The organism is Parapusillimonas granuli (assembly GCF_013416525.1).
Taxonomy (GTDB): domain Bacteria; phylum Pseudomonadota; class Gammaproteobacteria; order Burkholderiales; family Burkholderiaceae_B; genus Parapusillimonas; species Parapusillimonas granuli.
In genome coordinates this window covers 1-22440 of sequence record NZ_JACCEM010000004.1, presented here as the reverse complement: position 1 = coordinate 22440, position 22440 = coordinate 1, and the positions used below count along the sequence as shown (strand labels likewise).

The 22440-nt window shown below is 60.3% G+C and carries 22 protein-coding genes and 2 tRNA genes; 16 read left to right on the top strand and 8 right to left on the bottom strand.

The window, feature by feature from the left end; all coding sequences use genetic code 11:
• The first annotated feature begins 64 nt into the window (after nucleotides 1-64).
• The gene (locus tag H0A72_RS07725; protein ID WP_180154512.1) at nucleotides 65-2017 is read left to right on the top strand and encodes a type IV pili methyl-accepting chemotaxis transducer N-terminal domain-containing protein; all 1953 of its coding nucleotides are present in this window, start codon (nucleotides 65-67) and stop codon (nucleotides 2015-2017) included.
• 40 nt (nucleotides 2018-2057) lie between these two features.
• Nucleotides 2058-2741, top strand: coding sequence for a response regulator (locus tag H0A72_RS07720; protein WP_180154511.1), 684 nt, complete (start codon nucleotides 2058-2060; stop codon nucleotides 2739-2741).
• A gap of 89 nt (nucleotides 2742-2830) precedes the next feature.
• On the opposite strand, the gene H0A72_RS07715 is transcribed toward H0A72_RS07720, so the two are convergent.
• The 3 genes from H0A72_RS07715 to H0A72_RS07705 are packed head-to-tail and all read right to left on the bottom strand — an operon-like array spanning nucleotide 2831 to nucleotide 5579.
• Nucleotides 2831-4078, bottom strand: a complete 1248-nt coding sequence (locus H0A72_RS07715; RefSeq protein ID WP_180154510.1) for a CoA transferase — start codon at nucleotides 4076-4078, stop codon at nucleotides 2831-2833.
• Nucleotides 4075-4593 carry a MaoC family dehydratase gene (locus H0A72_RS07710; protein ID WP_180154509.1) on the bottom strand — a complete coding sequence of 173 codons (519 nt, stop codon included), beginning with the start codon at nucleotides 4591-4593 and terminating at the stop codon, nucleotides 4075-4077. The genes H0A72_RS07715 and H0A72_RS07710 overlap by 4 nt, the downstream gene beginning before the upstream one ends.
• An 11-nt stretch (nucleotides 4594-4604) precedes the next feature.
• Nucleotides 4605-5579 (bottom strand): Bug family tripartite tricarboxylate transporter substrate binding protein, encoded by a 975-nt coding sequence (locus H0A72_RS07705; protein WP_246436897.1) that lies wholly within the window; start codon nucleotides 5577-5579, stop codon nucleotides 4605-4607.
• Nucleotides 5580-5691: 112 nt separating this feature from the next.
• Here H0A72_RS07705 and H0A72_RS07700 point away from each other — a divergent pair, with 112 nt between their 5' ends.
• Complete coding sequence (locus H0A72_RS07700) at nucleotides 5692-6750, top strand: LysR family transcriptional regulator (protein ID WP_180154508.1); 1059 nt, start codon at nucleotides 5692-5694, stop codon at nucleotides 6748-6750.
• A 9-nt stretch (nucleotides 6751-6759) separates the two neighbouring features.
• Here the strand turns inward: H0A72_RS07700 and H0A72_RS07695 are convergent, their stop codons facing one another.
• A complete protein-coding gene (locus tag H0A72_RS07695) occupies nucleotides 6760-7986 on the bottom strand; it encodes a CaiB/BaiF CoA transferase family protein (protein WP_180154507.1) in 1227 nt (408 codons plus the stop codon).
• Between the two features lie 207 nt (nucleotides 7987-8193).
• Nucleotides 8194-8283, bottom strand: a tRNA-Ser gene (locus tag H0A72_RS07690).
• Nucleotides 8284-8464: 181 nt separating this feature from the next.
• Here H0A72_RS07690 and H0A72_RS07685 point away from each other — a divergent pair.
• The 5 genes from H0A72_RS07685 to H0A72_RS07665 all read left to right on the top strand — a co-directional run bounded on the left by H0A72_RS07685 (nucleotide 8465) and on the right by H0A72_RS07665 (nucleotide 12465).
• Nucleotides 8465-9442, top strand: a complete 978-nt coding sequence (locus H0A72_RS07685) for an NAD(P)H-quinone oxidoreductase (protein WP_180154506.1) — start codon at nucleotides 8465-8467, stop codon at nucleotides 9440-9442.
• Nucleotides 9443-9571: 129 nt separating this feature from the next.
• Nucleotides 9572-10288 (top strand): triose-phosphate isomerase, encoded by a 717-nt coding sequence (tpiA, locus tag H0A72_RS07680; RefSeq protein ID WP_343060156.1) that lies wholly within the window; start codon nucleotides 9572-9574, stop codon nucleotides 10286-10288.
• Between the two features lie 16 nt (nucleotides 10289-10304).
• Nucleotides 10305-10853: a preprotein translocase subunit SecG gene (gene secG, locus H0A72_RS07675; RefSeq protein WP_180154504.1), complete on the top strand. Its 549-nt coding sequence runs from the start codon at nucleotides 10305-10307 to the stop codon at nucleotides 10851-10853.
• Between the two features lie 74 nt (nucleotides 10854-10927).
• Nucleotides 10928-11012 (top strand) — tRNA-Leu (locus H0A72_RS07670).
• A 187-nt stretch (nucleotides 11013-11199) separates the two neighbouring features.
• Complete coding sequence (locus H0A72_RS07665) at nucleotides 11200-12465, top strand: tyrosine-type recombinase/integrase (RefSeq protein WP_180154503.1); 1266 nt, start codon at nucleotides 11200-11202, stop codon at nucleotides 12463-12465.
• A gap of 9 nt (nucleotides 12466-12474) precedes the next feature.
• On the opposite strand, the gene H0A72_RS22130 is transcribed toward H0A72_RS07665, so the two are convergent.
• The gene (locus H0A72_RS22130) at nucleotides 12475-13086 is read right to left on the bottom strand and encodes a helix-turn-helix transcriptional regulator (protein ID WP_246436896.1); all 612 of its coding nucleotides are present in this window, start codon (nucleotides 13084-13086) and stop codon (nucleotides 12475-12477) included.
• A 308-nt stretch (nucleotides 13087-13394) separates the two neighbouring features.
• Complete coding sequence (locus H0A72_RS07655) at nucleotides 13395-13748, bottom strand: helix-turn-helix domain-containing protein (RefSeq protein ID WP_180154502.1); 354 nt, start codon at nucleotides 13746-13748, stop codon at nucleotides 13395-13397.
• Between the two features lie 227 nt (nucleotides 13749-13975).
• On the opposite strand from H0A72_RS07655, the gene H0A72_RS07650 reads away from it, so the two are divergent.
• The 4 genes from H0A72_RS07650 to H0A72_RS07635 all read left to right on the top strand — a co-directional run bounded on the left by H0A72_RS07650 (nucleotide 13976) and on the right by H0A72_RS07635 (nucleotide 17453).
• Nucleotides 13976-14212 carry a hypothetical protein gene (locus tag H0A72_RS07650; protein WP_180154501.1) on the top strand — a complete coding sequence of 79 codons (237 nt, stop codon included), beginning with the start codon at nucleotides 13976-13978 and terminating at the stop codon, nucleotides 14210-14212.
• A 274-nt stretch (nucleotides 14213-14486) separates the two neighbouring features.
• Nucleotides 14487-16493: a ParB/RepB/Spo0J family partition protein gene (locus tag H0A72_RS07645; protein WP_180154500.1), complete on the top strand. Its 2007-nt coding sequence runs from the start codon at nucleotides 14487-14489 to the stop codon at nucleotides 16491-16493.
• Nucleotides 16429-16770 (top strand): DUF4113 domain-containing protein, encoded by a 342-nt coding sequence (locus tag H0A72_RS22510; protein ID WP_425502489.1) that lies wholly within the window; start codon nucleotides 16429-16431, stop codon nucleotides 16768-16770. The genes H0A72_RS07645 and H0A72_RS22510 overlap by 65 nt, the downstream gene beginning before the upstream one ends.
• A gap of 299 nt (nucleotides 16771-17069) precedes the next feature.
• Entirely contained in the window at nucleotides 17070-17453 is a 384-nt protein-coding gene (locus tag H0A72_RS07635) for a hypothetical protein (protein WP_246436895.1), read from the top strand.
• A gap of 183 nt (nucleotides 17454-17636) precedes the next feature.
• On the opposite strand, the gene H0A72_RS07630 is transcribed toward H0A72_RS07635, so the two are convergent.
• Nucleotides 17637-18032 (bottom strand): diacylglycerol kinase, encoded by a 396-nt coding sequence (locus H0A72_RS07630; RefSeq protein WP_180154498.1) that lies wholly within the window; start codon nucleotides 18030-18032, stop codon nucleotides 17637-17639.
• 496 nt (nucleotides 18033-18528) lie between these two features.
• On the opposite strand from H0A72_RS07630, the gene H0A72_RS07625 reads away from it, so the two are divergent.
• From H0A72_RS07625 to H0A72_RS07610, 4 genes are all read left to right on the top strand, one after another.
• Nucleotides 18529-19479, top strand: a complete 951-nt coding sequence (locus H0A72_RS07625; protein WP_180154497.1) for a glycosyltransferase family 2 protein — start codon at nucleotides 18529-18531, stop codon at nucleotides 19477-19479.
• Between the two features lie 136 nt (nucleotides 19480-19615).
• Nucleotides 19616-20323: a response regulator transcription factor gene (locus H0A72_RS07620; RefSeq protein ID WP_180154496.1), complete on the top strand. Its 708-nt coding sequence runs from the start codon at nucleotides 19616-19618 to the stop codon at nucleotides 20321-20323.
• 116 nt (nucleotides 20324-20439) lie between these two features.
• Nucleotides 20440-21600: a sensor histidine kinase gene (locus tag H0A72_RS07615; RefSeq protein ID WP_246436894.1), complete on the top strand. Its 1161-nt coding sequence runs from the start codon at nucleotides 20440-20442 to the stop codon at nucleotides 21598-21600.
• Nucleotides 21582-22316: an LTA synthase family protein gene (locus tag H0A72_RS07610; RefSeq protein ID WP_180154494.1), complete on the top strand. Its 735-nt coding sequence runs from the start codon at nucleotides 21582-21584 to the stop codon at nucleotides 22314-22316. Before H0A72_RS07615 ends, H0A72_RS07610 begins: the two co-directional genes overlap by 19 nt.
• Nucleotides 22317-22440 lie beyond the last annotated feature (124 nt).

Sequence of the window (22440 nt, the reverse complement as noted above, 5' to 3'; positions counted from 1 at the left end):
GAATGGAGGAAAATGGGGCAATATTGTGAAAGCGGCGCGTTTTCCGTGCCGCGCGGAGTTCCCCATGAGTACCGAATATTCCATGAACTGGGCCGAGCACCTGACGCCCGACAGCCTGCCCAGGCCGCGCCACCGGCTGTCCACGCGCATCGTGGCGAGCTCGCTGGTCGCCCTGGTGGTGGTGCTGGGCATGATCGGCACCACGCTCTGGCTGTCCTGGCGCCTGGAAGGGGCCGGCGCCGCCATCAACGACACGGGCAGCCTGCGCATGCGCGCGCACCGCATCGCGGTGGAACTGATGTGGCCCCAGGACCAGCGCGACGAACGGGTCCGTGAACAGTTCCGCATCATGGACGAGACCCTGGCCCTGCTCGCCAAGGGCAGCGAACAGCGGCCCCTGCTGCTGCCCGGCGACCCCCAGATCCGGGAGCAGCTGGAAGACGTCACGCGCTATTGGCGCGAGGTGGCGCGGCCGCGCGCCGAACAGGCCCTGGTCAGCGGCGGGGCCGGCGCCTATCTGGAAAGCCTGCCCGAGCTCGCCGGCCGGGCCGACACGCTGGTGGGCATGATCGAGCGCGACAACGCGGGCAAGACGGCGGCGCTGCGGGTGGCGCAGGGCGGGCTGGCCATGCTGGCCGTCATGGGCACCCTGGCCATGATCTACCTGTTGTATTTATGGATCATCGCCCCGGTGCTGCGGCTGCGCGACGGCCTGCAAAGCATGGCGGCGCACGAGTTCAGCATGCGGCTGCCCGTCGAAAGCCGCGACGAATTCGGCGTGCTGGCCACCGGCTACAACCGGATGGCGGACGAGCTGGAAAGCCTGTACAGCGGCCTCGAGGAAAGGGTGGAAGAAAAGACCCGCCAGCTGGCGGCGCAGAACCTGGAAATTTCCGCCCTGTACGACATGGCGGCCTTCCTGAACCAGCCCAACGACATCGAGGCCATGTGCGACGGCTTCCTGCAGCGCGTGGCGCGGCAGTTCGAAGCCGACGGCGCGAGCATCCGCACGCTGGATTCCGAACACCAGCGCGTCAGCCTGGTGGCGTCCGTCGGGCTTTCCAAGGACCTGACCGAAGCCGAGCACTGCATGCGGGTGGACGACTGCTATTGCGGCCAGGCCACCCTGAACGGCAGCATGTTCGTCATCCGCGACGTCAGCCGCTCCACCGTGGTGCAGGAACCCAAGTGCTATCGCGACGGCTTCGCCAGCGTGGCGGTCTTCCGCATCGTTGCGCGCGAAGAGGTCATGGGCACGTTTTCCCTGCATTTCCGCCGCTATCCGGCGCTGTCGCCGTCGGCGAGACGGCTGCTGGAATCCTTCGGCCAACTGATGGGCGCGGCGCTGGAAAACCGCCGCCTGGACGCCAAGGCGCGGGAACTGGCCATCGTCCAGGAGCGCAGCCTGGTCGCCCAGGGCCTGCACGACAGCCTGGCGCAGGGCCTGAACTTCCTGAACCTGCAGCTGCAGCTGCTGGAAGACGCCGTGCGCCGCAACGACACGGCGGAAGTCGAGGAAATCGTGCCCCTGCTGCGCATGGGGGTGGACGGCAGCTACCAGGACGTCCGCGAACTGCTCACCAACTTCCGCAGCAAGCTGGAGCAAGGCGACCTGCGCAGGGCCATTGAAGAGACGGTCCAGCGTTTCCGCCGCCAGACCGGCTGCGAGACCACGCTGGAACTGGACTATGCGCAAGGCACCCCGCTCGCGCCCGAGCAGCAGCTGCAAGTGCTGTTCATCCTGCAAGAGGCCTTGTCCAACGTGCGCAAGCATGCCGCGGCCAAGCACGTGCACATCAGTGTCCGCAATGCGCGCGACTTCACCCTGGAAGTCACCGACGACGGCCAGGGCTACGACCCCCGCGAGGTCGCCGAGCGGGGCGAGGCGCACATCGGCCTGGACATCATGCGCGAGCGCGCGGCGCGCATGAATGCCGTGATCACGCTAGAATCGGCGCCGGGAGAGGGCGCGCGCGTGGCGTTGCTGCTGCCGGCCAGCGAAAGGCAGCCGGCCTGACGCTGCAAGCGCCCCTGGAAGACCATACATCGCAAGCACCATGACCATCCGAATCCTGCTCATCGATGACCATACCCTGTTCCGTTCCGGCGTGCGGCTGCTGCTCAAGCGGCAAAGCGATTTCGAGATCGTGGCCGAAGCCGCCGACGGCATCGAGGGGCTGAAGCGCGCCCGCGAGCTCACGCCCGACGTCATCCTGCTGGACCTGAACATGCCGGGCCTGAGCGGCCTGGAAGTGCTGCAGATTCTTTCCCAGGACCTTCCGGACTGTGCGGTGATCGTCCTGACGGTGTCCGAAGAGGGCGACGAACTGGCCGAGGCGCTGCGCCACGGCGCCCGCGGCTACCTGATCAAGAACATCGACGCCGATGCCCTGGTGACCGGCATACGCCGCGCGGTGGCCGGGGAACCGGTCATCGATCCCGCCATGACGGGCAGGCTGATCGATCAGTTCCGCAAGCAGGCCGCCACGCCGGCGCGGCCCGAGAACGACGCGCAGCGCAGCAAGCTGTCCACGCGCGAGATGCAGGTGGCCCAGCTGCTCGCGCGCGGCGCCAGCAACAAGGTCATCGCCCGGGAACTGAACGTGACCGAAAGCACGGTCAAGATCCACGTGCAGAACGTGCTCAAGAAGCTCAACCTGACCAGCCGGGTGCAGATCGCCGTGTACATGGTCGAAAGAGGGCTGGCCGGGGCGGACGAGCAGCCCGCGGACAAGCCCTGACGCCGAAGCGGGCGGCGGGCTTCGGCCACGCCGCCGGTCTTTTGGCGGGCGCCGGCGGTCGGCGCTGGAGGGCGGCTTCCGTTCTCCCGTCAAGCCTTTGCCGCCGGATCGCGCTCCGGGCCGGCCACGATGCCCGCATCGTGCAGTTTTCCGATGGCGGCCCCGCTCAATCCAAGGACTTCATGCAGGACCTCGTCCGTGTGCGTGCCGAGCAGCGGCGCGGGCCGTGACGGCGCTCGCGCCAGGCCCGGAATCCGCGCGGCGGCGCCGGCGCTCAGGTGCGATCCTATGCCTGGCGTGTCGAGGCGCTCGAACACCGGATTGGCAAGGCTGACGCGCGGATCCGAGTCCAGCAGTTCGGCCACGCTCCGGTAGGGGCCGAACAACACCCTTTCCGCTTTGAAAAGCGTTTCGACCTCAGACCGCGAGCGCTTGGCGAACCAGGCTTCGAGCGCCTGGGCGATCGGCTCGCGCGCTTCGAAGCGCTGCGCCTCGTCGCGCAGGTCCAGGCCCGAGTTTTCTTCGATGCGCGCCACTTCGTCCGACAGGGAGCAGGCCTCGACCAGGCTCGCCCACTGGCCGGCGGAGATGGCGGCCACCATCAGGCGATGCCCGTCCGCCGTCACGAAGTCGCGGCCGAAAGCGCCGTATAGATAGTTGTCGATGGCGGGGCGCTCTTGTCCCAATACTTCGGTTTCGGCCAGAACGCCCAGATGGGACAAGGTCGAGAAGGCAATATCGGACAAAGCCAGGAAGATTTCCCGGCCCTCGCCGGTGCGCCGCCGCCGGCCGACGACGGCGGCGACCAGGAAGGCCGCGTGGTGCGCGCAGGCGACGTCCCAGGCCGGCAGCACATGATTGACCGGGCCGTCCCGGCCGGAGCCGGTCATCATCGGGTAGCCCGTCGCGCTGTTGACGGTGTAGTCCACGGCGGGGCTGCCGTCGCCGTTGCCCTGGATCGTGCAGGTGACCATGTCGTGCCTGAGCGCGGCCAGAACGCCGTGCGACAGCCAGGGCGCGCCGAGATTGGTCAGCAAGACGCCGGCGTCCGGCCCGGGCGCCGCCGCCAGCTGTTGGACCAGCTCGCGCCCCTCGGGCCGGCGCACGTCGACCGCAATCGAACGCTTGCCCTTGTTCAGCCCCGTCCAGTACAGGCTGCGGCCTTGCCCGTCGCGCCGGGGCATGCGCGGCATGCGGCCATAGTCGATGCCGCCGCCGATCGCGTCGACGCGGATGACGTCGGCGCCGTATTGCGCCAGAATCAGACCGGCAAGGGGCGCGGCGATGAAGGCGGCGCTTTCCACGACCCGCAGCGGGCCCAGCATTTCGTAGCTCACTTTTGTCGGTCCTGGAATCCGGCGGCGGATGGCGCTTCAGCCTGGGCCCGCTCGGGCACCAGGCAGCTGCGCACGAAGCGCAGGAAAACCGTGCCGTCCGCCTTGAACGCTTCGGTGCGCGTCGTCACGATGCCCTGGCCCGGGCGCGACTTGCTTTCACGCACGGACAGCACCTCGGAACGGGCATAGATCGTGTCGCCCGGGAAAACCGGGGCGCACAGCTCGATGTCCTTCCATCCCAGGTTGGCAACCGCGTTCAGGCTGACGTCGTCCACCGTCATGCCCAGCACGATCGCCAGGGTCAGCCCGCTGTTGACCAATGGCCTGCCGAATTCCGTCGTCGACGCATAGGCGGCATCGCAGTGCAGGGGATGGCGGTTCATGGTCATCAAGCTGAACTGGATGTTGTCGGCCTCGGTCACCGTGCGGCCCGGCCAGTGTTCATAACGATCGCCCGCGGCGAAGTCTTCAAGAAACCGGCCGGGCCGTTTGGGAAGGTAGGGAGGGTTCATCATGGAATCGCCGGTTATTTCTTGATGCCCGCGGCATTGAGCAGCTTGCTCACGCGTTCGTTCTCGTCGGCGATCACGCGCGCCATATCGGCCCGCGTCGACTTGGCCAGGTCGATGCCCAGGCTGCGGTAGCGGTTTTGCACCTCCTCGCCCACGAGGTTCGAATTGATCTGCCGGTTCAGCGCGTCCAGAACGTCGTCGGGCGTGCCGGCGGGCGCGAGCAGCCCGATCCAGGCGATCAGGTCGAAGTCTTTCAGCGCCGTGGTTTCCGCAATGGTGGGCACGTCGGGCAGGGTCTGGCTGCGATTCTTCGACGAAACGGCGTAGGCGCGCACTTTGCCCGACTGGACGTGCGAGGCGATCGACGTGGGCGAATCGAACATGAAAGTCACCTCGCCGCTCATGACGTCGGTCAGCGCTTTGGCGCTGCCGTTGTAAGGAATGTGGGTCGCTTTGATTCCAAGGCGGTTGGTGAACAATTCAGCCGTCAGGTGGCCGATGGACCCGACGCCCGAAGAGGCGAATGTGTACTTGTCGGGGTTCTTGACGAGGGTCTCGACCAGTTCCTGCGCCGACTGGGCGGGGAAGTCGGAACGCGTCACCAGAACGTAGGGCACTGTCGCGATCAGGCTGACGGGGGCAAAGTCCTTGGCCGAATACGGCGCTCCGTTCAGCAGCGGCCCCGTGGTGATGGAACCCGTGGATCCCGCCAGCAAGGTATAGCCGTCGGCTTTGGCGCGCGCCACGTACGACGCGCCGATCGTGCCGCCCGCGCCCGCCTTGTTTTCCACGATGAAGGACTGCCCCATCGCGGCGGAAAGTTTGTCGGCGGCCGTGCGCGCCGCGGCGTCGGTCGCTTGGCCCGGCGTCCAGGGCACGATGACTTGAACGGATTTTGCGGGATACGCCTGCTGGGCAAGCGCGCCTTGGCCGAATGCGAGCATTGCCGCGCCGACAATGGCGCCGGCGATTTTTTGGGTCGTAACCATGGGTTTCTCCACCTTTGATGAGTTGATGTTCGAGGTGGAGGCATGTTAAGAGCGCGCCAATTTTTCAACAAATTAAATTATCATATCCATTATTTAGTTTTATCGATAAATAATGGAACCCGTACACGACGCCCTGAGGCGGCCCTTGCCCAACGTGAATCTCAAGCTCCTGAGCGCCTTCATGCTGGTCGCCGAGCACAAGAGCTTTCGTCTGGCGGCCGATGCCTCCTTCCGGTCGCAATCGGCGGTCACGACGCAAATCAAGCAACTGGAAATGCAGTTGGGGGTTACGCTTTTTCATCGCACCACCCGGCAAGTCAGCCTGACGAACGAAGGCCGGCAATTGCTTGAAAGCGCCCGGCGCGCCATGTCCGAGGTCGAACTGGGCTTGCGCCGCATACAGGAAGCGGCGGACCTCAAGCGCGGCCGCATTTTTTTGTCGTGCTCGACCACGGTGGCTTCCACGCGGCTGGCGCACATATTGGCCGTATTCGAACAGGACTATCCCGGGGTCCAGGTCTACATCAACGAATTGACGCTGAGCGAGATGCTCGATTCCGTGCGCCGGGAGACGGTCGATTTCGGCATCGGGCCGATAGTCGACGCGCCCGAGTTCGATTTCGAGGAAATTCTCCAGGAATATCTGTATGCGCTGGTGCCGGGAAAATTCATGTCGGCGGCGGGAGGGTCCATCACCTTGTCGCAGCTGTGCGAAATGCCGTTGCTGCTGCTGAGCCCCGCGACGGCGCTGCGCGCCACGCTGGACGATGCCGCGCAGCGTCTCGGCCTGACCTTGCAGACCAAATACCAGTTTTCGCAGGCGCAAACACTCGTGTCCATGGCCAATGCCGGGCTGGGGGCGGCGATCCTGCCCGGCCTGGTCGTGCCCGAGCAGCCCGCGCCCAACACGCACACCCTGCTGATCGACATGGAGGCCGATAAGGCGCTCGCGGCCCCGTCCAGGCAGCTCCGGCCGGCTGCGGCGGCCCCGGACGCCGCAGCCGGTCATGCAGCCGGCCCCGTCTATCTGACCCGCAAGGTCGGGCTGGTCACGCTCAAGGGCCGCTCATTGAGCCCGGCCGCCTCGCGGCTTACGGAAATCGTCAGGAAGCGGATAGGAGGGGGCCGCCACGGCGCGGTGGGCCCCCAGGATGCGCACGATGCAGGATAGCGGCGGGTGTCAGATCACGCCCGTCGCCTTGAGCTCTTGCAGCTTGCCTTCGCACAGGCCCAGCAGGCGCGCATAGACGGTGTCGTTGTCCGCGCCCAATGCGCCCCCCAGGTTCTTGAAGCGGGCCGGTGTTTCAGACAGGCGGGGCACGGACGCGGGGATGACGGTCTCGCCGAAACGCGCGTCGTCGACTTTCATCAGGTTGCCGCGCGCCTGAAACTGCGGCTCCTGGAAGATGTCCGCGATCGTATTGACGCGGCCGCAGGGCACGCCGGCCTCTGAGCACAGGGCGATGAGTTCATCGTAGCCCAGCGACCCGGCCCAATCGGCCACGATCCGGTTTATGTCTTCGCGATGCCTGGCCCTGGCGGGCGCATTGGCGAACTCGGGGCGCTTGACGAGCTCGGCCCGCCCCATGAGCGTGGCCAGCCGCTCGAACATGCGATCGTTGCTGCAGGCGATGGCGACCCACTCGCCGGTCGCCGTTTGGTAGTGGCTGTGCGGCGCGACGTTGGCGACGTCGGCGCCGAGCCGTCCCCTGACGGTGCCGAACTTGGCATAAACGGGGGCGATTTCATCGAGCAAGCGAAAAACGGATTCGTACAGGGCAATGTCGATGAACTGCCCGGCCCCCGTGCGGTTGCGATGCTGCAAGGCAATCAGCACGCCGATGGCGCCCCACAGCCCGGAAATGTAGTCCGCCAGTGACGTCGACCCGGGAACGACCGGCGGGCCGTCGGAGTCGCCCGCCAGATGGCTGAGGCCGCCGAAAGCGTGGGCGATCCGCGCAAAACCCGGATCGTCCTTCTTGGGGCCGTCCTGACCATAAGCGCTGACCCGCAGCATGATCAGCCCCGGGTTGACCTGGCGCAGCGCTTCGTAGCCCAAGCCCCATCTTTCCAGTGTGCCGGGCCGAAAGTTCTCCAGCACGATGTCCGATTTTGCCACCATTTGCCGGAAGATATCGGCTCCTTCGGGCGTTCTGAGGTCGAGCGTCGCAAACTGCTTGTTGCGCGCCTCGCTCATCCACATATAGGTGTCGCCGCAGTCGGCGGGCGTACCGAACTGACGCAGGGAATCGCCCCCGTCCGGCTGTTCGATCTTGATGACCTCGGCCCCGAAATCGGCGAGGATGGTGCCGCAAAAAGGCGCCGCGAGGAAGGTGGCGATATCCAGCACGCGCACGCCCGACAAAGCCTGGCCCGCTGCATGTGCAGAATCCGTAGAAGTATCCATAATTACCTGAGTTTTATCGGTTTAAGCTCGGCAACAAGGATACGGGACGGCGAATAGAACGAACAAATTGAATAATTAGATTGATTGTTCAATTTCACGCGGGATAATCGAACTGGCCTCGCCATCAAGGCCATCTCGGGGCCTGGCCCGGCGGCCACGGCGGAAAGGGGGAGCACGCGAGAACTATGACGCTTGCGAAGGGGTAGTTGGCGGAAGCGGTGAGATTCGAACTCACGGACGGGTTGCCCCGTCGCTGGTTTTCAAGACCAGTCCATTCAACCGCTCTGGCACGCTTCCATTTTGCTCTGGCGGGCCGCGGGAAGAACGATCGCGTTCGTCGCGATTCGCCCGGGCTTTCAGAGGCAGGAAAGTTTAGCCCATGTCGGCCGGCTTGTGGGCCGGATTCTTGCGTTTTCGGGAAAAAAACAGGATATCAGGCGATAATGGGGCTTTATGCCTTTTGCGTGATGGAGACCATATGAAAGCGGTGGAAATATCGAAGCCCGGCGGCCCGGAAGTTCTTGTGCTGGTGGACAGGCCCATGCCCCAGCCTCAGGCCGGGGAAGTCCTCATCAAGGTGTCCGCCGCGGGCATCAACCGCCCCGACGTCTTTCAGCGCAAGGGCAATTACCCGCCTCCTCCGGGCGCCTCCGACCTGCCCGGGCTGGAAGTCGTGGGTGAAATCGTTTCGGGCGACCTGGGCGACAGCGGACTGGCCGTGGGCGACAAAGTGTGCGCCTTGCTGGCCGGTGGCGGCTATGCCGAATACTGCGTGGCGCCCACCGCGCAGTGCCTGCCCGTTCCCAAGGGACTTTCCGACGTCGAAGCCGCGGGCATACCGGAAACCTATTACACGGTATGGAGCAATGTGTTCGATCGCGGGCGCTTGTCGGAAGGCGAAACCCTGCTGGTGCACGGCGGCGCCAGCGGCATCGGGACGACGGCCGTGCAATTGGCCACGGCAATGGGGCACAAGGTGTACGCGACCGTCGGCAGCGACGAACGCGCCCGCGCCGTCGAAGCCCTGGGCGCCGCGCAAGCCTTCAACTATCGCACGCAGGATTTCGTCGAGGAAGTCAAAAACGCCACGGGCGGCAGGGGCGTGGACGTCATCCTGGACATGGTCGCCGGCAGCTACGTCAATCGCAACATCAATTGCCTGGCCGACGACGGCAGGATCGTGATCATCGCTTTGCTGGGCGGCGCCAAGGCCGAGCTGGACTGCAGCCAGATACTGCGCCGCCGCCTGACCGTGACGGGCTCCACTTTGCGCCCGCGCCCCGTTCCGTTCAAGGCCGCGATCGCCCGGTCGCTGAAAGAGCGGGTCTGGCCTTTGTTCGAGGCGGGCAGGATCAAGCCCATCGTGCATGCCACCTTTCCGCTGGAGCGCGCCTGCGACGCCCACGCCATGATGGACGCGGGCGAGCAAATCGGCAAGATCGTGCTGACGGTGTAGCAATCCCGCCCCTGCGCGGTAGGCGAAAAATGCCTTTCCAAGCTACAATGCCGGGTTGTTCAATTTTTTTATTCTTCTTCAATGCTTAGTGCCACCACTCTTAGTGCCACGACTCGCAAACGCCTAGTCATGGGCAACTGGAAGATGCACGGCAGCCTTGCCGCCAATGCCAAGCTGCTGGACGGCATATGCGCCGGTGTTGCCGCCGTGCACAACAGCGATATCGCGGTTTGTGTTCCGTTCCCGTATCTCGCCCAGGCCCGGGACAACCTGCGGGGCACGGGCGTGTCCTGGGGCGCCCAGGACGTCAGCGTGCACGAGCAGGGCGCCTATACCGGCGAGGTGTCGGCCGCCATGCTGAACGACTTCGCCTGCCAATGGGTGCTGGTCGGCCATTCCGAACGCCGCAGCCTGCATGCCGAAACCGACGAGCAGGTCGCCGGCAAGGCGCTGGCTGCGCTCAAGGCGGACATCACGCCCGTCGTGTGCGTGGGCGAAACCCTTGAAGAGCAGCAATCCGGCCGCACCACGGAAGTCATCGCGCGGCAGCTGGCGCCTGTGCTGGCGCTGGGGGCCGACCGGGTCGCCGGCCTGGTGCTGGCTTACGAGCCCGTATGGGCGATCGGGACGGGCCTGACCGCCACGCCCGAACAGGCCCAGGCCGTGCATGCCTTCATCCGCGGGCGGCTCGCCGAATTGGGTGCGCCGCAAGTGCGGGTGCTGTATGGCGGCAGCGTCAAGGCGTCCAATGCCGGCAGCCTGTTTGCAATGGAAGACATCGACGGCGCCCTGGTTGGCGGCGCCTCGCTGGTGGCTGAAGAATTTTTACGTATAGCGGCCGCATAGGCCTCGGAGTTTTTTCATGCAATGGTTGTCTCCCGTTTTCCTGGCCGTCCAGGTGATTTCCTCGCTTAGCATCATCGTCCTGGTCTTGCTGCAGCAGGGCAAGGGCGCCGATATGGGCTCGTCTTTCGGTGGCGGTTCGGCGGGAAGCCTGTTCGGCGCGGCCGGCGCCGCGAATTTCCTGTCGCGCATGACCAAATGGGCGGCCATCATTTTCTTCGTGTCGACAGGCGGCCTGGCCTACATGGCGCACCATCCCGCGGGCAAGGGCCTGATCGACGGCGGTGTCATGCAGGGCTACCAGGGCTCCGCGGTGCCATCGGCCGGCGACGCGGTGCCCGCCGTGCCCGGCGCAGCCGTTCCGGCAAACCCTGGCGCACCGGCGGCTTCATCATCCGCTCCGGCCAGTGTGCCGTCGGCACCTGCGGCGAGCTCTGTTCCGTCGGCGCCCGCCGCGTCGCAGAAGCCGGCATCGGAAGCGGCCACGCCCGCGACTGAGCCCAAGGCGGCTTCTTCCGGCTCCGGCGCAGCGGCGGACAAGCCTGCGGAAGGCGGCGCCGGCAAGTAATCTTGGGTGGCGTGCAGGGGCGTCGCCCTTGGATGCAAGGGTGAAAAACTGTGCTAGAATGCTGGTCTTTCATCGCCGACGTGGTGGAATTGGTAGACACGCTATCTTGAGGGGGTAGTGGCGAAAGCTGTGCGAGTTCGAGTCTCGCCGTCGGCACCACAGTTAAAAATCAGGTTGTTTCATAACAGCTTGAGAAGTACCGGAAACCCGCATGAACATTAGGTTTGTGCGGGTTTTTTGCGTTCAGGGCGTCTCATGGGGTTTCAGTAAATCCCGCGTTTTTGGGTACTTGTTTGGGTACTTTATAATTCAGGTACCCAAACTATGCCCACTTTGAGACAAATCCATGCCAAAACTAGCTTCGCAGTTGACAGAATTGGTGGCCAGCAAGGCGAAGCCGAAGAAAACGGCATACACCCTTGCATCGGGTCAGGGACTGCATTTGCTCGTGCTGCCTAGCGGATTGAAGCAGTGGCAGGTCCGATACCGTGAACAGGATGGACGCCGTGGAAAGAGAATTGTGGGCGTCTATCCAGAGATGGGTATAGCGGCGGCTCATCAGGCGGCTGCTGAACTTCATCAGCGAGTCCGTATGGGACAGCCGGTGGAGGGTTTTTATGACCGTCTCAAGATAGAACGTGAAGCGCTTACACAGGAAGAAATTCAGCAAAGGCTGGAAGCGGAAGAAGCGCGCAAGCACTCGTTCACTGTGGTTTCAGATGCCTGGCTGGAGAGTCGGAAATCCGGTTGGGCGCCTGCCACCTATACGAAATCAGTTTTCATTGTTCAGAAACGCCTGCAGCCAATGCTTGGCGACCTGGATATGAGAACAATGGCCAGCAAGGATGTCGTCCCGGTTTTGGTGGATTTGGCAACGACGACGCCTTCCATCGCTATTAAGGCTCGCCAGTGCCTGAATGGCGTTGTCGATTACTGTATCGTTCGCGGCATTCGCGGAGATGATCAGGTTCTTCGGTTGCAGCGGGCATTGCCCCGGCATCGGGGAGGTCATATTCCCGCTGTGACGAAAATACAAGGGGTGGGGCCGTTGATGCGTGCCATTCTGTCCTACGAGGGGCGGGTGGTGCGCGGTGGCCTGCTGTTGGCCGCCTATACGGCCTGCAGGCCGGGGGTAGTTGCTTCTGCACGTTGGGCTGAGATAGACCTGGATCATGCGGAATGGTGCATTCCGGCCGATAAGATGAAAACCCGGATTGAGCATATCGTCAGTCTGCCAAAGCAGGCGGTGGCGATGCTGGATGAGATGCGCCAGTATGGGGGAGGCGAGTACGTCTTTCCGGGGGTCGGGAAGCGGGGCAACCCCCACTTGCACCGCGATGCGCTGAGCAAGGCTTTGCGAGATATGGGGTTTCAGGGGCAACATGCGACCCATGGGTTCAGGGCCATGTTGCGCACGGTGGCACGTGAGCGTCTGAAGATTGATATTGACGTATTAGAAGCCCAACTGGCTCATGCCAAGGCCGATGAGGTTCAGGCTGCATATGACCGCGCCCGTTTTGAGGACGAGCGCCGGGTGGTCATGCAAGTGTGGGCGGATTTCCTGCACGAGCAGGCTGATTCCGCCAAAGTTCTGCAAATGAAACGGGCTTAGCGTTGCCGATTAGTTCACCAGCGCCTTGTTCCGCTCAATCAACGCATGAACACTAGCTGCAGTGATGCCGCTGGAGCGCTTCCCTATTTTTATGAGCACCAGCTCCCCTTCGTTGACCAGTCGGTAGATGGTTGATCGCGACACGCCCAGCTTTGCCTGTGCCGTGTGTACGCGGTACAGAAGTGCCTCGTCGGGTTGTTTCGGGGCTTGCCTGCTGGGTGACGGGTAGCCAAAGATGCTGTTTGGCATTGCCTGCTCCTTCATATACTCCTCCGTTAGACCTTGGGAAGCACCCTGGGCATCAGGATGCTTTCCAAAGCCGACGCTGTCTGCGCCGTTGCGTCCGGCCCGCCAAGATGCCACGATGGAGGCCGGGTGCTTTGATCGTTCCCAGCAGCGCCCGCCGCTGGCTCCGCTGCTGCGGTTCGTCGGGATGCTGGGAACTGCGGTCTTTGCCGCTGTCATCGACGGATTACGCGCCATCCATCGAATGTGGCCTGCCTTCGGCAGTGCCGGCGTCCGTGTAAACGGATCGTCACTCACGCCTTCCAGTTCGCACCAGTCGCTACCGGCCCGGAAGGGGAATGATTTTTCACCTGCTTTACTCCTACCCAGGTGCATGTCGCCCCGCATGAAGCTGACGACACGGGTAGCCGCGCACTCGCACCGCTCACAGGGAGCAGGGCGCGGTATTTATCGGTGTTTTGTTGTTAAAGAGCAGGGTTGGTGTAATCATTACGTATCTATTGAAATCGGTCAATACTAATCTAATACTAAAAAGTCATATCGTTAATGAGAATTGATGTCAATTAGGCTTAAAGGAGGAGGAAATGACGCAACGAGATGCAGCCTGAGCCGTCCAGAGAACGAACGCAGGCGTTAAAGAAATTGTGGCTTTTCTGCAGGCTAATAGCAGGAAAATTGCAGATTCAGGCGTCTGGGCCTGGCTTGTCCGCTTTGCGGGCGTGCTTATTCAGCTTCAGCTGAATGTAATCGCTGATGTCTTCTTGAACGTGCTCAGGCAATTCTGCCACGGCACTACGGGAAATAGAGGGCCAGGGCCATGGTTCCTCGAACATTTCCCCTTTGCCAGTGACCAACCATTCTGCGCGTACGTGCAATGCAGCAGCGATCCAAACGATATGCCGTGAGGATTCGCTGCGGCCGCCTTCAATGTGGGCGATAGCACCTTGAGTGAGGGGCGTCTGAACGAGGTTTGCCAGTGCTTCCTGTGTCAGACCGCGTGTGGTGCGTGCAATGCGTAGGCGTTCGCCAATACTCATGCTGTGTGTGAGTTGGAGGGGTTTTCAGTAGTTAGATACATTATGACAGGCTTCTGAGTCAAAGTATGACTGTAAATAAAAATAAATAACTAATAAATTTGAGGTGTAAAACGTCAGTTTTGCGACATTGTGGCAGGTATTGGATCATAGTGGAACGCACGTTTACCATGCTTTGCGCTTGCACAGCAGGATTCAGACCCGATGAAATTTAATCACGAGCGTGATGCTTGCAACAGCAGACAGAGCATCTACCCGTCAATCTGTGCGTCCCTGCTTCGCAGACCGCGCTGTTCCAGGTTCGCGGTTCGCTCATCCCTGACAGGACTGGCTCGCGCCAGCCTTTCGCATCGCTGACGCCTCCGGCCCGGCTTCCTGACCGGGCCTGCGCGCTTCGCTTGCCTGCTGGCGACACCAAAGACCTGGCTGTTGCCGGCGCAGCCATCTTTCCTGACCTCATCACCTGATCCGCGACTGTAGCCCGTGGCCGCGTGCCGTCAAGGCGCGCCAGGCCGTGTCCTCGGCTGCGCCTGCGGGCCGCACCCTCCTGGCGCTTCTTTCCTTGACGGCCCACGTTCGTGGGCTACTGGCCGTCGCGGGCGATGAACTCAGGAAAGACGGTGGCAACGAGGCCAACCGGGTTCTTCGTGCCGACCGCATATCAACAGCAAAAGCGGGCTCCGAATCTTGGAATCCGGTATGCGGTGAACAGCAAACCCTTCAACGTCAGGAGTATTTATCATGAATGCGATCAATCACAGCGAAGTCCAGGCCATTGAAACGGCGAACGAGGACGTAGTCATTCCCGAGCAGAGCAACATCGTGGTGCCGTTGTCGCAGTTGCGCGTGTCCAAGCGCAATGTGCGCAAGATTCGCAGCAGCGGCCCATCCATTGATGCCCTGGCCGCAAGTATTGCCAGAGTCGGGCTGTTGCAGAACCTGACCGTTGTGCAGGCCCGCGGCGGCAAGTATTACGACGTAGTGGCCGGGGGCCGGCGCCTTGCAGCTTTGAAGCAGTTAGCCAAGGCCAGGCGCATTCCCAAGGAATGGGCGGTGCCGTGCATGCTGGTCGCCAGTGCCGATGCCCGAACCGTTAGCCTGACGGAAAACGTGCAGCGTGAAGCCATGCACCCGGCAGATCAGTTTGAAGCCTTTGCTGCGCTGGTGGCAGAAGGCCAGCCCATCGAAGATATTGCAGCAGACTTTGGTGTCACGCCCCTGGTGGTGCAGCGGCGCCTGAAGCTGGCGAATGTGTCGCGGCGTCTGCTGGCCGACTACCGGGCCGACGCGGTGAGCCTTGAGCAGTTGATGGCGCTTGCCATCACAGATGACCATGCAGCCCAGGAAGCCGCCTTCTACGAAGCGCCCGAATGGCAGCGGCAACCCCATTCTTTGCGGGCCAGACTCACTGAACAGGACATTGACGCGGGCCATGCCCTGGTGCGCTTTATTGGGCTGGATGCTTATGAAGCGGCCGGTGGCGGTGTTCGTCGTGATCTGTTCGCGCAGGATGACAACGGCACCTATATCACCGATACAGCGCTATTGGACCGGCTGGTGAAGGAAAAGCTTGACAGCCATGCTGCCCAGGTCAAATCTGAGGGGTGGGCTTGGGTGGATGCCACGCCGTCCATGACCCATGCCGATCTTCACGCTTTTCAACGAGCGCCGCGTGAGCGCCGTACTCCGGGCAAGCGGGAAAGCGCACGGATAGAAAAGCTGGAAGCCAGGATGCAGGCCATCGGCGAGGAACTGGATGCCGCGCTGGACAGCGATGACGAAGAAACCGCAGATGCGCTGCAGGAAGAGGGTGACAGTCTGGCTGCGCAGTTGCAAGATTTGGAAGAGCGATTACTGGACTACAACCACACTATCAAGGCGGCGGCGGGTGCCGTTGTGACCATCGACTGGCAGGGGCAGGTGGTGATTCATCGCGGTCTACTGCGGGAAGCCGAAGCCAAGGCGTTGCGGACTTTGGAGCGGCTGCAGCAAGGGCTGACCGAAGAAGAAAGCAATGGTGGCGATAGTGGGAACGATGACCAGCCCAAGGCGGCTACTATTTCCGACAAACTGGCCCAGCGCCTGAGCGCACACCGTACCGCTGCGCTACAGATCGAACTGGCCCGCAACCCCCAAGCCGCCCTGGCTGCTGTGGTGCATGGCATGGTGCAGACTGTGCTGCGAGTGGGCCGCTATCCCCATTACAGCTTACCGTTAGACATGCGTTTGAACGTACAAAACCGGCTGGACAGCATGGCCCCGGACTGGCCGGAATCGCCCGCTGCGGTGGCTTTGCGCGAGTTGCAACAGGCAGCAGGTGCAGACTTGCCGCAGGATAGCGCCGATCTGTTTGCCGTATTGCTGGCAAAGCCGCAGGATGAACTGCTGCAATTGCTGGCAGTGTGCGCCGCCGCTACAGTAGATGCGGTGATTCACCGCGCCAGCGAGCACCAGCCAGGGGCAGAACTGGCGCAAGCGGTGGGCCTGAACATGGCTGCATGGTGGCAACCGACTGCCGAAGGCTATTTCCAGCATATTTCCAAGGCCATGATTCTGGCTGCCGTGGGTGAGTTCGCACCTGAGCAGGTGGCAAGGCTGGAAAAACTGAAGAAGGGTGATCTGGTTAGTGAGGCAGAGCGCCAGGTGGCAGGTACGGGGTGGATGCCTGCAATCTTCCGGGTGGATGCGTCGCAGGAATCTGACTGCGATTCAGGCACTGACGAAACCGCTAATTCCCTCGCTGCGTAAGCCTGACTATAGGCCCGCGCCCCGGTTCCGGCCGGGACGCTTCGCTGTCCAGTCAGCATCATCCCCAAAGCCTTGGCGTTTTTGGGGTCGATGGTCAGAATTCGGGCGTCGCATCGCCGCGCCCGGTCTTCCTCCAGGATATACCCGCTACGAGCGCGACACGGTCAAACTCGCCGGCATCGTGCATGACGAGATTGCTGCTTGGCAGATGCGCCAGGAGCGGATGTCGCCTTCCTATACGACGCGATGGGAAGATTTGGTACAGGTGTGGCGGTAGGCCGTCCTGTGAGCCTTCCGTAAGAAAACCAAAAGGATTCAGAGCCGCGCAAGTCGCGGCTATAGGCGCTCTCCGCGCTGGCGAGCGGCCTTGTCTAAACTACGCGTTTGGAACTTCAGTACTTCTACGCATATTTGTCTCTAAATTTTTGTAATATCTAGCGATGGTTGGAAAAACTAGGGCGGATTTTGATCTGGCGCGACAAAAGGAAGTAGATGCTCTAGCGTGCCGTGCTGACCAGTCACGGGATCACAGTTACGCCGCATGTAGTGGTAATGGAAAAAAGGAAAGTAATCGACATGCTTGGACTAACTCTACGAGATGAGTTTCGAGGCCGGCGCCTCAAAGGGACGGCTATTGAGCTTTCCAACGACTCCAATACGGGCGCGACACAAATCGCCGCACAGCAATTTTTGGGTATTACTTATCCAACTCATGACCTTTTGAAAGGCATTGAAGCTGTGGGTCCTGAGCAAGGGCGGCCAGTCGTCGTGATTGGCGAGCGCGGGCTAGGTAAGTCGCACTTGATGGCGGCGCTCTATCACGCCGTCAATGATGCTGCATCAACAGGTGATTGGCTGCGATCCTGGGCCTCAACCTTGGGCGATCCAAGTGTCTGGGTAGGTCACGCCGGGATTCGGTGCTATTACGCAGAAGAGATTCTTTGGAGGCATCAGCATTAAGATGCTTGACGGGTTTACGTATCCGTCTCCTACCTTTGTGGGTGGCGTTAGCGGCGCCAAGGGTATGGCTGCGGCGCAATGCGCGCCGATTTATCAGGACCTGTTCGTAAATTGAATTTGTTTCCGCGGGTATAGGGCCGCAGACCTTACGGACTATGAAGGTTCGAAAGTTGCAGGTCCGCGCTACTCAAAATGGAAAAAATGAGACAGAAAGACGCCGGTCCAGATCACGATGGTAAACGCAATTGCTAAGAATACTGCAGCACTGCCGAGGTCTTTGGCGCGTCCGATCATGGGATGATGGTCGAGGGTGATTGTGTCTGCGAGGGCTTCGATACTCGAGTTCAGTAATTCAACGATCAGTATCAGAAAAAGCGGGCCGAGGAGTAGAAATATTTCGGTAAGGCTGCGACCGAGCCAGCCGGCTATCGGTATCATCACAATTATCAGAAGCAGCTCTTGACGGAAAGCGGCTTCATGACGGAACGCAGCAGCGAAACCTCTGGTTGAGTAACGTATAGCGTTAAGCAGACGGGCGGGGCCACCTCTGCTCTTGTAAGGGGAAGTATCGGAACTCATTGATTTGTCATCCACTGGTCGGCACTCATTATACGGTCGCATAAGCGCTAAATCCGACGACGTACTTTCTCTTTATACGCGATGAAATCCGCACTGAAAATCTCTGGCAGGAGGCACTGTTCGAGAGGCACTGCGTGGTTGAAGGTGGCGACGCCCGAGAGGCTGATGCAGGAACGTGTTCAGCGACCGCCCTAATAACGACCGAAGTACCGCTCCTCGGGATGCTCTTCAAGGCAGATCGCGATAACGGTAGTGGGCATCGCAGACAGCTTCAGGTGGAGTTGGTATCAGCAACTGAAACGGGGGCTCTTGTTGTCACTGCCTGCTTTTCCGCTACGGCGGGCGTGTGCCTCCGACTGCCAAAGCTATGCTGCACGTGAATTGCAGCATCGTGCCTCGCCCAGCTGTTTTGATATTTATTTGATATTTCATTGATATATGCTTGTTGGTGGCTCCGATATGCTGCTGCACTTCATAACGCATGTCGTAAGATGCCATGAGCTTGCAACGTTACTCTGCTGGGCCATCCGCGATGAAGCGGGAGGGACGTTCGCCCGCCGCCGAAACAAGGCAGGAGGGGAGCGTGGAGGTGTCTGTGGTTCTCCCGATGTTCAATGAGGAAGAAGTCGTTCTACGAATGTATCGACGGCTAAAGGCAGTTGCAGAGCAGCTCAATGCGAGGTATGAGCTACTGTTCGTAGATGACGGAAGCAGCGACAGCACTGCAGACACCATACTTGAGATTTCGCTAAACGATGAGTCCGTCACGGGCGTGTTCCTTTCTGGCCATTTCGGCAAAGAGGCGGCTTTACGTGCCGGGCTGGAGTACGCGGCTGGGCAAGCGATCGTCACCATGGACGGTGACCTGCAGGATCCGCCGGAGCTAATTCCCGAAATGGTCCGTGCTTGGCGTTCAGGGGTGGACGTGGTCCGTATGCGCCGACAGTCGCCTACGCCTGATCGCCACTTAGACTTCCTGTTGTACAGCCCAAGGGCAGCCACCGTGCTAAGCCTGGTGGTAAATCGCCAGCGCTACATGAAGGACGTCATCGAATGGGCCGGCCTTAGGGAGACTGTCATCACGTACGAGCGGCAGCCCCGAGTTGCGGGCAGATCCAAGTGGACCGTCGCACAGCTCCTTGGATACTCCCGAGACGGTACGAAGACGCTTTCGAGCGTATGCGCGCGTATCTTAATGCTGATGGGGTTCCTGGGTTTCTTTGCTGGCCTGACATATGCCTGCTACATCCTGATAGCTCCGATCGGTTGGAACGATCCCGCCTCCTTGGTTCCTCTGACGTCAGCCACCCCGCTGCTCTTCGGCGGCTGTGTGTTGTACTTTCTTGGCTGGTTAGCCGAGGGGATGGAGCAAAGAGCTCCGCCTATGAGGCATCCCAACTTCTCGATCCGAATGTTTGCGCGTAATGGTCGGATGTCGGCACCGTGACGGACGGCGCGGCTGTACTTGCACGGGCGTCCGCAGCCGTGCGCTGAGGTGAACTGGCTGAATGCGCCCTCATGAAGGGTACAGCGAAGAACTATTTTGGACGCAGGCGAGCAGGCAATTTGGAGAACAGGTCGAAATGAGTACTAAGCACACGATACGAATGCTTATTGTGGAAGATCACGCCGGGCTGGCGACGAACCTCTATGAGTTTTTTTGTGATGATCGTTATATCCTCGACTTTGCTTCCGATGGCCTGACCGCTCTGCATCTCATCGCCACGAACGACTATGACGTCATCGTTTTGGATGTAATGCTTCCGGGCCTTTCTGGCTTTGAAATATGTCGTCGCATCCGACATGATATCCATTCCTCCACGCCGGTCATCATCATGACCTCAAAGGACCAGCTGCAAGATAAGGAAGAGGGCTTTTCGGTAGGGGCAGACGACTATTTGGTTAAACCGTTCAATCTCCGTGAGCTTCAGTTGCGAGTGGACGCCCTCTACCGCCGCAAGGCGGGGTTCTCCAGGACGCCCGAGCTTCGTGTGCCTGGCATAAGTTTTGATCCTGGGAATCTGGTGGTGCGAACAGATAACGGCGAGCAGTTGGAGCTATCTGGAACGGGGGCAAGGATATTTGAGGAACTCATCAAGGCCTATCCCGATCTGCTTTCATATACACAGATTCAGGATGTGGTCTGGGGTGAACGCGAGGTAGATATGAACACATTGCGCACTCACGTGTACTCACTTCGCAAACTACTTCAGGATACTTTCCAGTATCCGATGATAAAAACCATACACGGTCGTGGATATCGGTTGCATCCACCAAGCAAAGTCGCCTGATGAAGCCGAGGTCTATCTCACGGCGTGTCTACCGCGCCATACTGGCCGTCAGTGTAGTTGCTACGCTTTCAATGGTAGTCACAGTGCTTCTAGTCAATGAAGATCTGGAGCACACGATGCTTGATGTCGAATTTGCACAGGAACGTGACTTCATACTGATGAATCACACCGGTGAAGAGGCCTTCATATGGGATACGCCGGAGCTCGCAGTCGTATTTGCTCCCTCTGACGATGTCCACCCCAATGTATTGCCGGAGGTGTTCCAGGGACTGCCCCAGAATTATTCAGCTGAAATAGAACGAGGCGATGAAACTTATCTGGTCGCCGTAGAGAGCGTCAGTGGTGGCGTGCTTTATATTGCGAAAAACATCACCCACTTTGAAAAGCGTGAGGCGCTTTTTGGACTTGCGCTAATAATCATCGCAGTAGTTATTCTAGCCTTCAGCTTGCTGCTCGCAGTGTTCAGCAGTCGGCGAATTGTCAGGCCGCTGAAACTTCTTTCAGAGCGGATCAGCAGAATTCCTGTGGGACCCAACATGCCTCGCATGGAGTCGGACTACAGCGATGTCGAGTTGCACTCCATCGCATTGACATTTAATAGATTCTTGGATGAACTCGAGTCGTACGTGCGCCGCGAGCAGTCTTTGTTGAACCTGGCCAGTCATGAGCTGAGAACGCCTATAGCCGTGATGTCAGGCGCGCTGGAAATCATCGAGTCGCGTAATCAACTAAGCGAAAAAGATCGCGCCACACTTTTGCGGGTGCGGAGATCTTGCGACGAGATGAGGGATAACGTCAATATTTTGCTCAAACTGGCGCGCCGAGAATCGGAAGAAAGAGTGCACGAGATCATCGAAGTAAGCCCCGTTGCGCGGCAAGTTATCAGTGATCTCAAGTTCAGCCTAAACGGCACCGACCGAGTAAACCTGACTACGGTCTCTGAGCTTCGTGTAAAAGCTGACCCTGCCATAGTGGGCATGCTCTTGCGCAATATTATCCAGAACGCAGTGCAGCATACCAAAGGCGAGATTGACGTAATGGTGTCGGAAACGTCCGTCGAGATAGAAGACAGCGGTACCGGTCTGTCGGCCGACCAGCAGGCGATTCTTATGCGCCAAAAGTCACTTTCGAACGACGGTACGGCTTTAAGCGGATTGGGCCTCTACATCGTCACCCTGATGGCCGAAAGACTCGACTGGCTGCTTGACATTACGCAAACGAACGAAAACGGCACAAAAATACGCCTGAGTCCCCAGCAATGCGTCAACAAACTCTAATATTTATTATTTCGAGCTTGGGGTTACTGACGCTGAGCCGTCTCTCGCTCGTTGCGTGGCAGTGGCAACGTGTGAGTGCGGGCGGAGGTCTGTGGCCGGTACTGAAAGGTGGACTGCGTATTGATGCGACGCTAGTGGCTATGTTGGCCGGGCTTCCCTTGTTGCTATCGCCTTGGTTGGGTCACTATGAATTAGCCAGCATTATCACCACTGCATGGCTTCTGGTCTCTTGGTTCTTGCTCGTGCTCTTAGAGGCATCTACCCCACAATTTATTGTTGAGTATGACACGCGGCCCAACCGATTGTACGTAGAGTATCTCAAGCACCCTAAGGAGGTATTCGGCATGCTGTGGAGGGGCTATAAGCTGGTGATCCTGGGCGCATTGGTTGTTATCGTCCTTCTGGTTTGGCTAGGATTTCAGCTCTTTGGAGACATGCGAACAGATACTCCGCTTCCTTGGTGGCAAGCACTTCTATACACCGTCGTGTACGTGCCGTTACTGTTCTTAGTTATTAGAGGGACGCTCAGCCATCGGCCGATTAATCCATCAACCGTCGCCTATTGTGGCGATGGCATGCTTAACACTTTACCGCTCAATTCGTTATACAGCGTGCTGTATGCGCTCTACAGCATAAAGAACGAGCGCTCCGCTTCAGACGTCTACGGAAAAATGGATGAGGAGGAAATTCGGGATGTCGTGAACCGGTGTGCCTGACCTGTCCCGGCTTTTTCGATCCAAGGTAACTTGAGACAATGGCCTCTCAGAGAGTGAGAGGCATATGAAGAAGACGCGATACAGCGACGAGCAGATAGTCCGGATCCTGCGCGAAGCCGATAGG

Bases quoted from the DNA above. Each gene is read 5' to 3' on its own strand.
- H0A72_RS07725 (WP_180154512.1), top strand. From the start codon at position 65: ATGAGTACCGAATATTCCATGAACTGGGCCGAGCACCTGACGCCCGAC.
- H0A72_RS07720 (WP_180154511.1), top strand. From the start codon at position 2,058: ATGACCATCCGAATCCTGCTCATCGATGACCATACCCTGTTCCGTTCC.
- H0A72_RS07710 (WP_180154509.1), bottom strand. From the start codon at position 4,593: ATGATGAACCCTCCCTACCTTCCCAAACGGCCCGGCCGGTTTCTTGAA.
- H0A72_RS07705 (WP_246436897.1), bottom strand. From the start codon at position 5,579: ATGGTTACGACCCAAAAAATCGCCGGCGCCATTGTCGGCGCGGCAATG.
- H0A72_RS07700 (WP_180154508.1), top strand. From the start codon at position 5,692: ATGGAACCCGTACACGACGCCCTGAGGCGGCCCTTGCCCAACGTGAAT.
- H0A72_RS07695 (WP_180154507.1), bottom strand. From the start codon at position 7,986: ATGGATACTTCTACGGATTCTGCACATGCAGCGGGCCAGGCTTTGTCG.
- H0A72_RS07685 (WP_180154506.1), top strand. From the start codon at position 8,465: ATGAAAGCGGTGGAAATATCGAAGCCCGGCGGCCCGGAAGTTCTTGTG.
- tpiA (WP_343060156.1), top strand. From the start codon at position 9,572: ATGGGCAACTGGAAGATGCACGGCAGCCTTGCCGCCAATGCCAAGCTG.
- secG (WP_180154504.1), top strand. From the start codon at position 10,305: ATGCAATGGTTGTCTCCCGTTTTCCTGGCCGTCCAGGTGATTTCCTCG.
- H0A72_RS07665 (WP_180154503.1), top strand. From the start codon at position 11,200: ATGCCAAAACTAGCTTCGCAGTTGACAGAATTGGTGGCCAGCAAGGCG.
- H0A72_RS22130 (WP_246436896.1), bottom strand. From the start codon at position 13,086: ATGCACCTGGGTAGGAGTAAAGCAGGTGAAAAATCATTCCCCTTCCGG.
- H0A72_RS07655 (WP_180154502.1), bottom strand. From the start codon at position 13,748: ATGAGTATTGGCGAACGCCTACGCATTGCACGCACCACACGCGGTCTG.
- H0A72_RS07645 (WP_180154500.1), top strand. From the start codon at position 14,487: ATGAATGCGATCAATCACAGCGAAGTCCAGGCCATTGAAACGGCGAAC.
- H0A72_RS22510 (WP_425502489.1), top strand. From the start codon at position 16,429: ATGCGTCGCAGGAATCTGACTGCGATTCAGGCACTGACGAAACCGCTA.
- H0A72_RS07635 (WP_246436895.1), top strand. From the start codon at position 17,070: ATGCTTGGACTAACTCTACGAGATGAGTTTCGAGGCCGGCGCCTCAAA.
- H0A72_RS07630 (WP_180154498.1), bottom strand. From the start codon at position 18,032: ATGAGTTCCGATACTTCCCCTTACAAGAGCAGAGGTGGCCCCGCCCGT.
- H0A72_RS07625 (WP_180154497.1), top strand. From the start codon at position 18,529: ATGAGCTTGCAACGTTACTCTGCTGGGCCATCCGCGATGAAGCGGGAG.
- H0A72_RS07620 (WP_180154496.1), top strand. From the start codon at position 19,616: ATGAGTACTAAGCACACGATACGAATGCTTATTGTGGAAGATCACGCC.
- H0A72_RS07615 (WP_246436894.1), top strand. From the start codon at position 20,440: ATGCTTGATGTCGAATTTGCACAGGAACGTGACTTCATACTGATGAAT.
- H0A72_RS07610 (WP_180154494.1), top strand. From the start codon at position 21,582: ATGCGTCAACAAACTCTAATATTTATTATTTCGAGCTTGGGGTTACTG.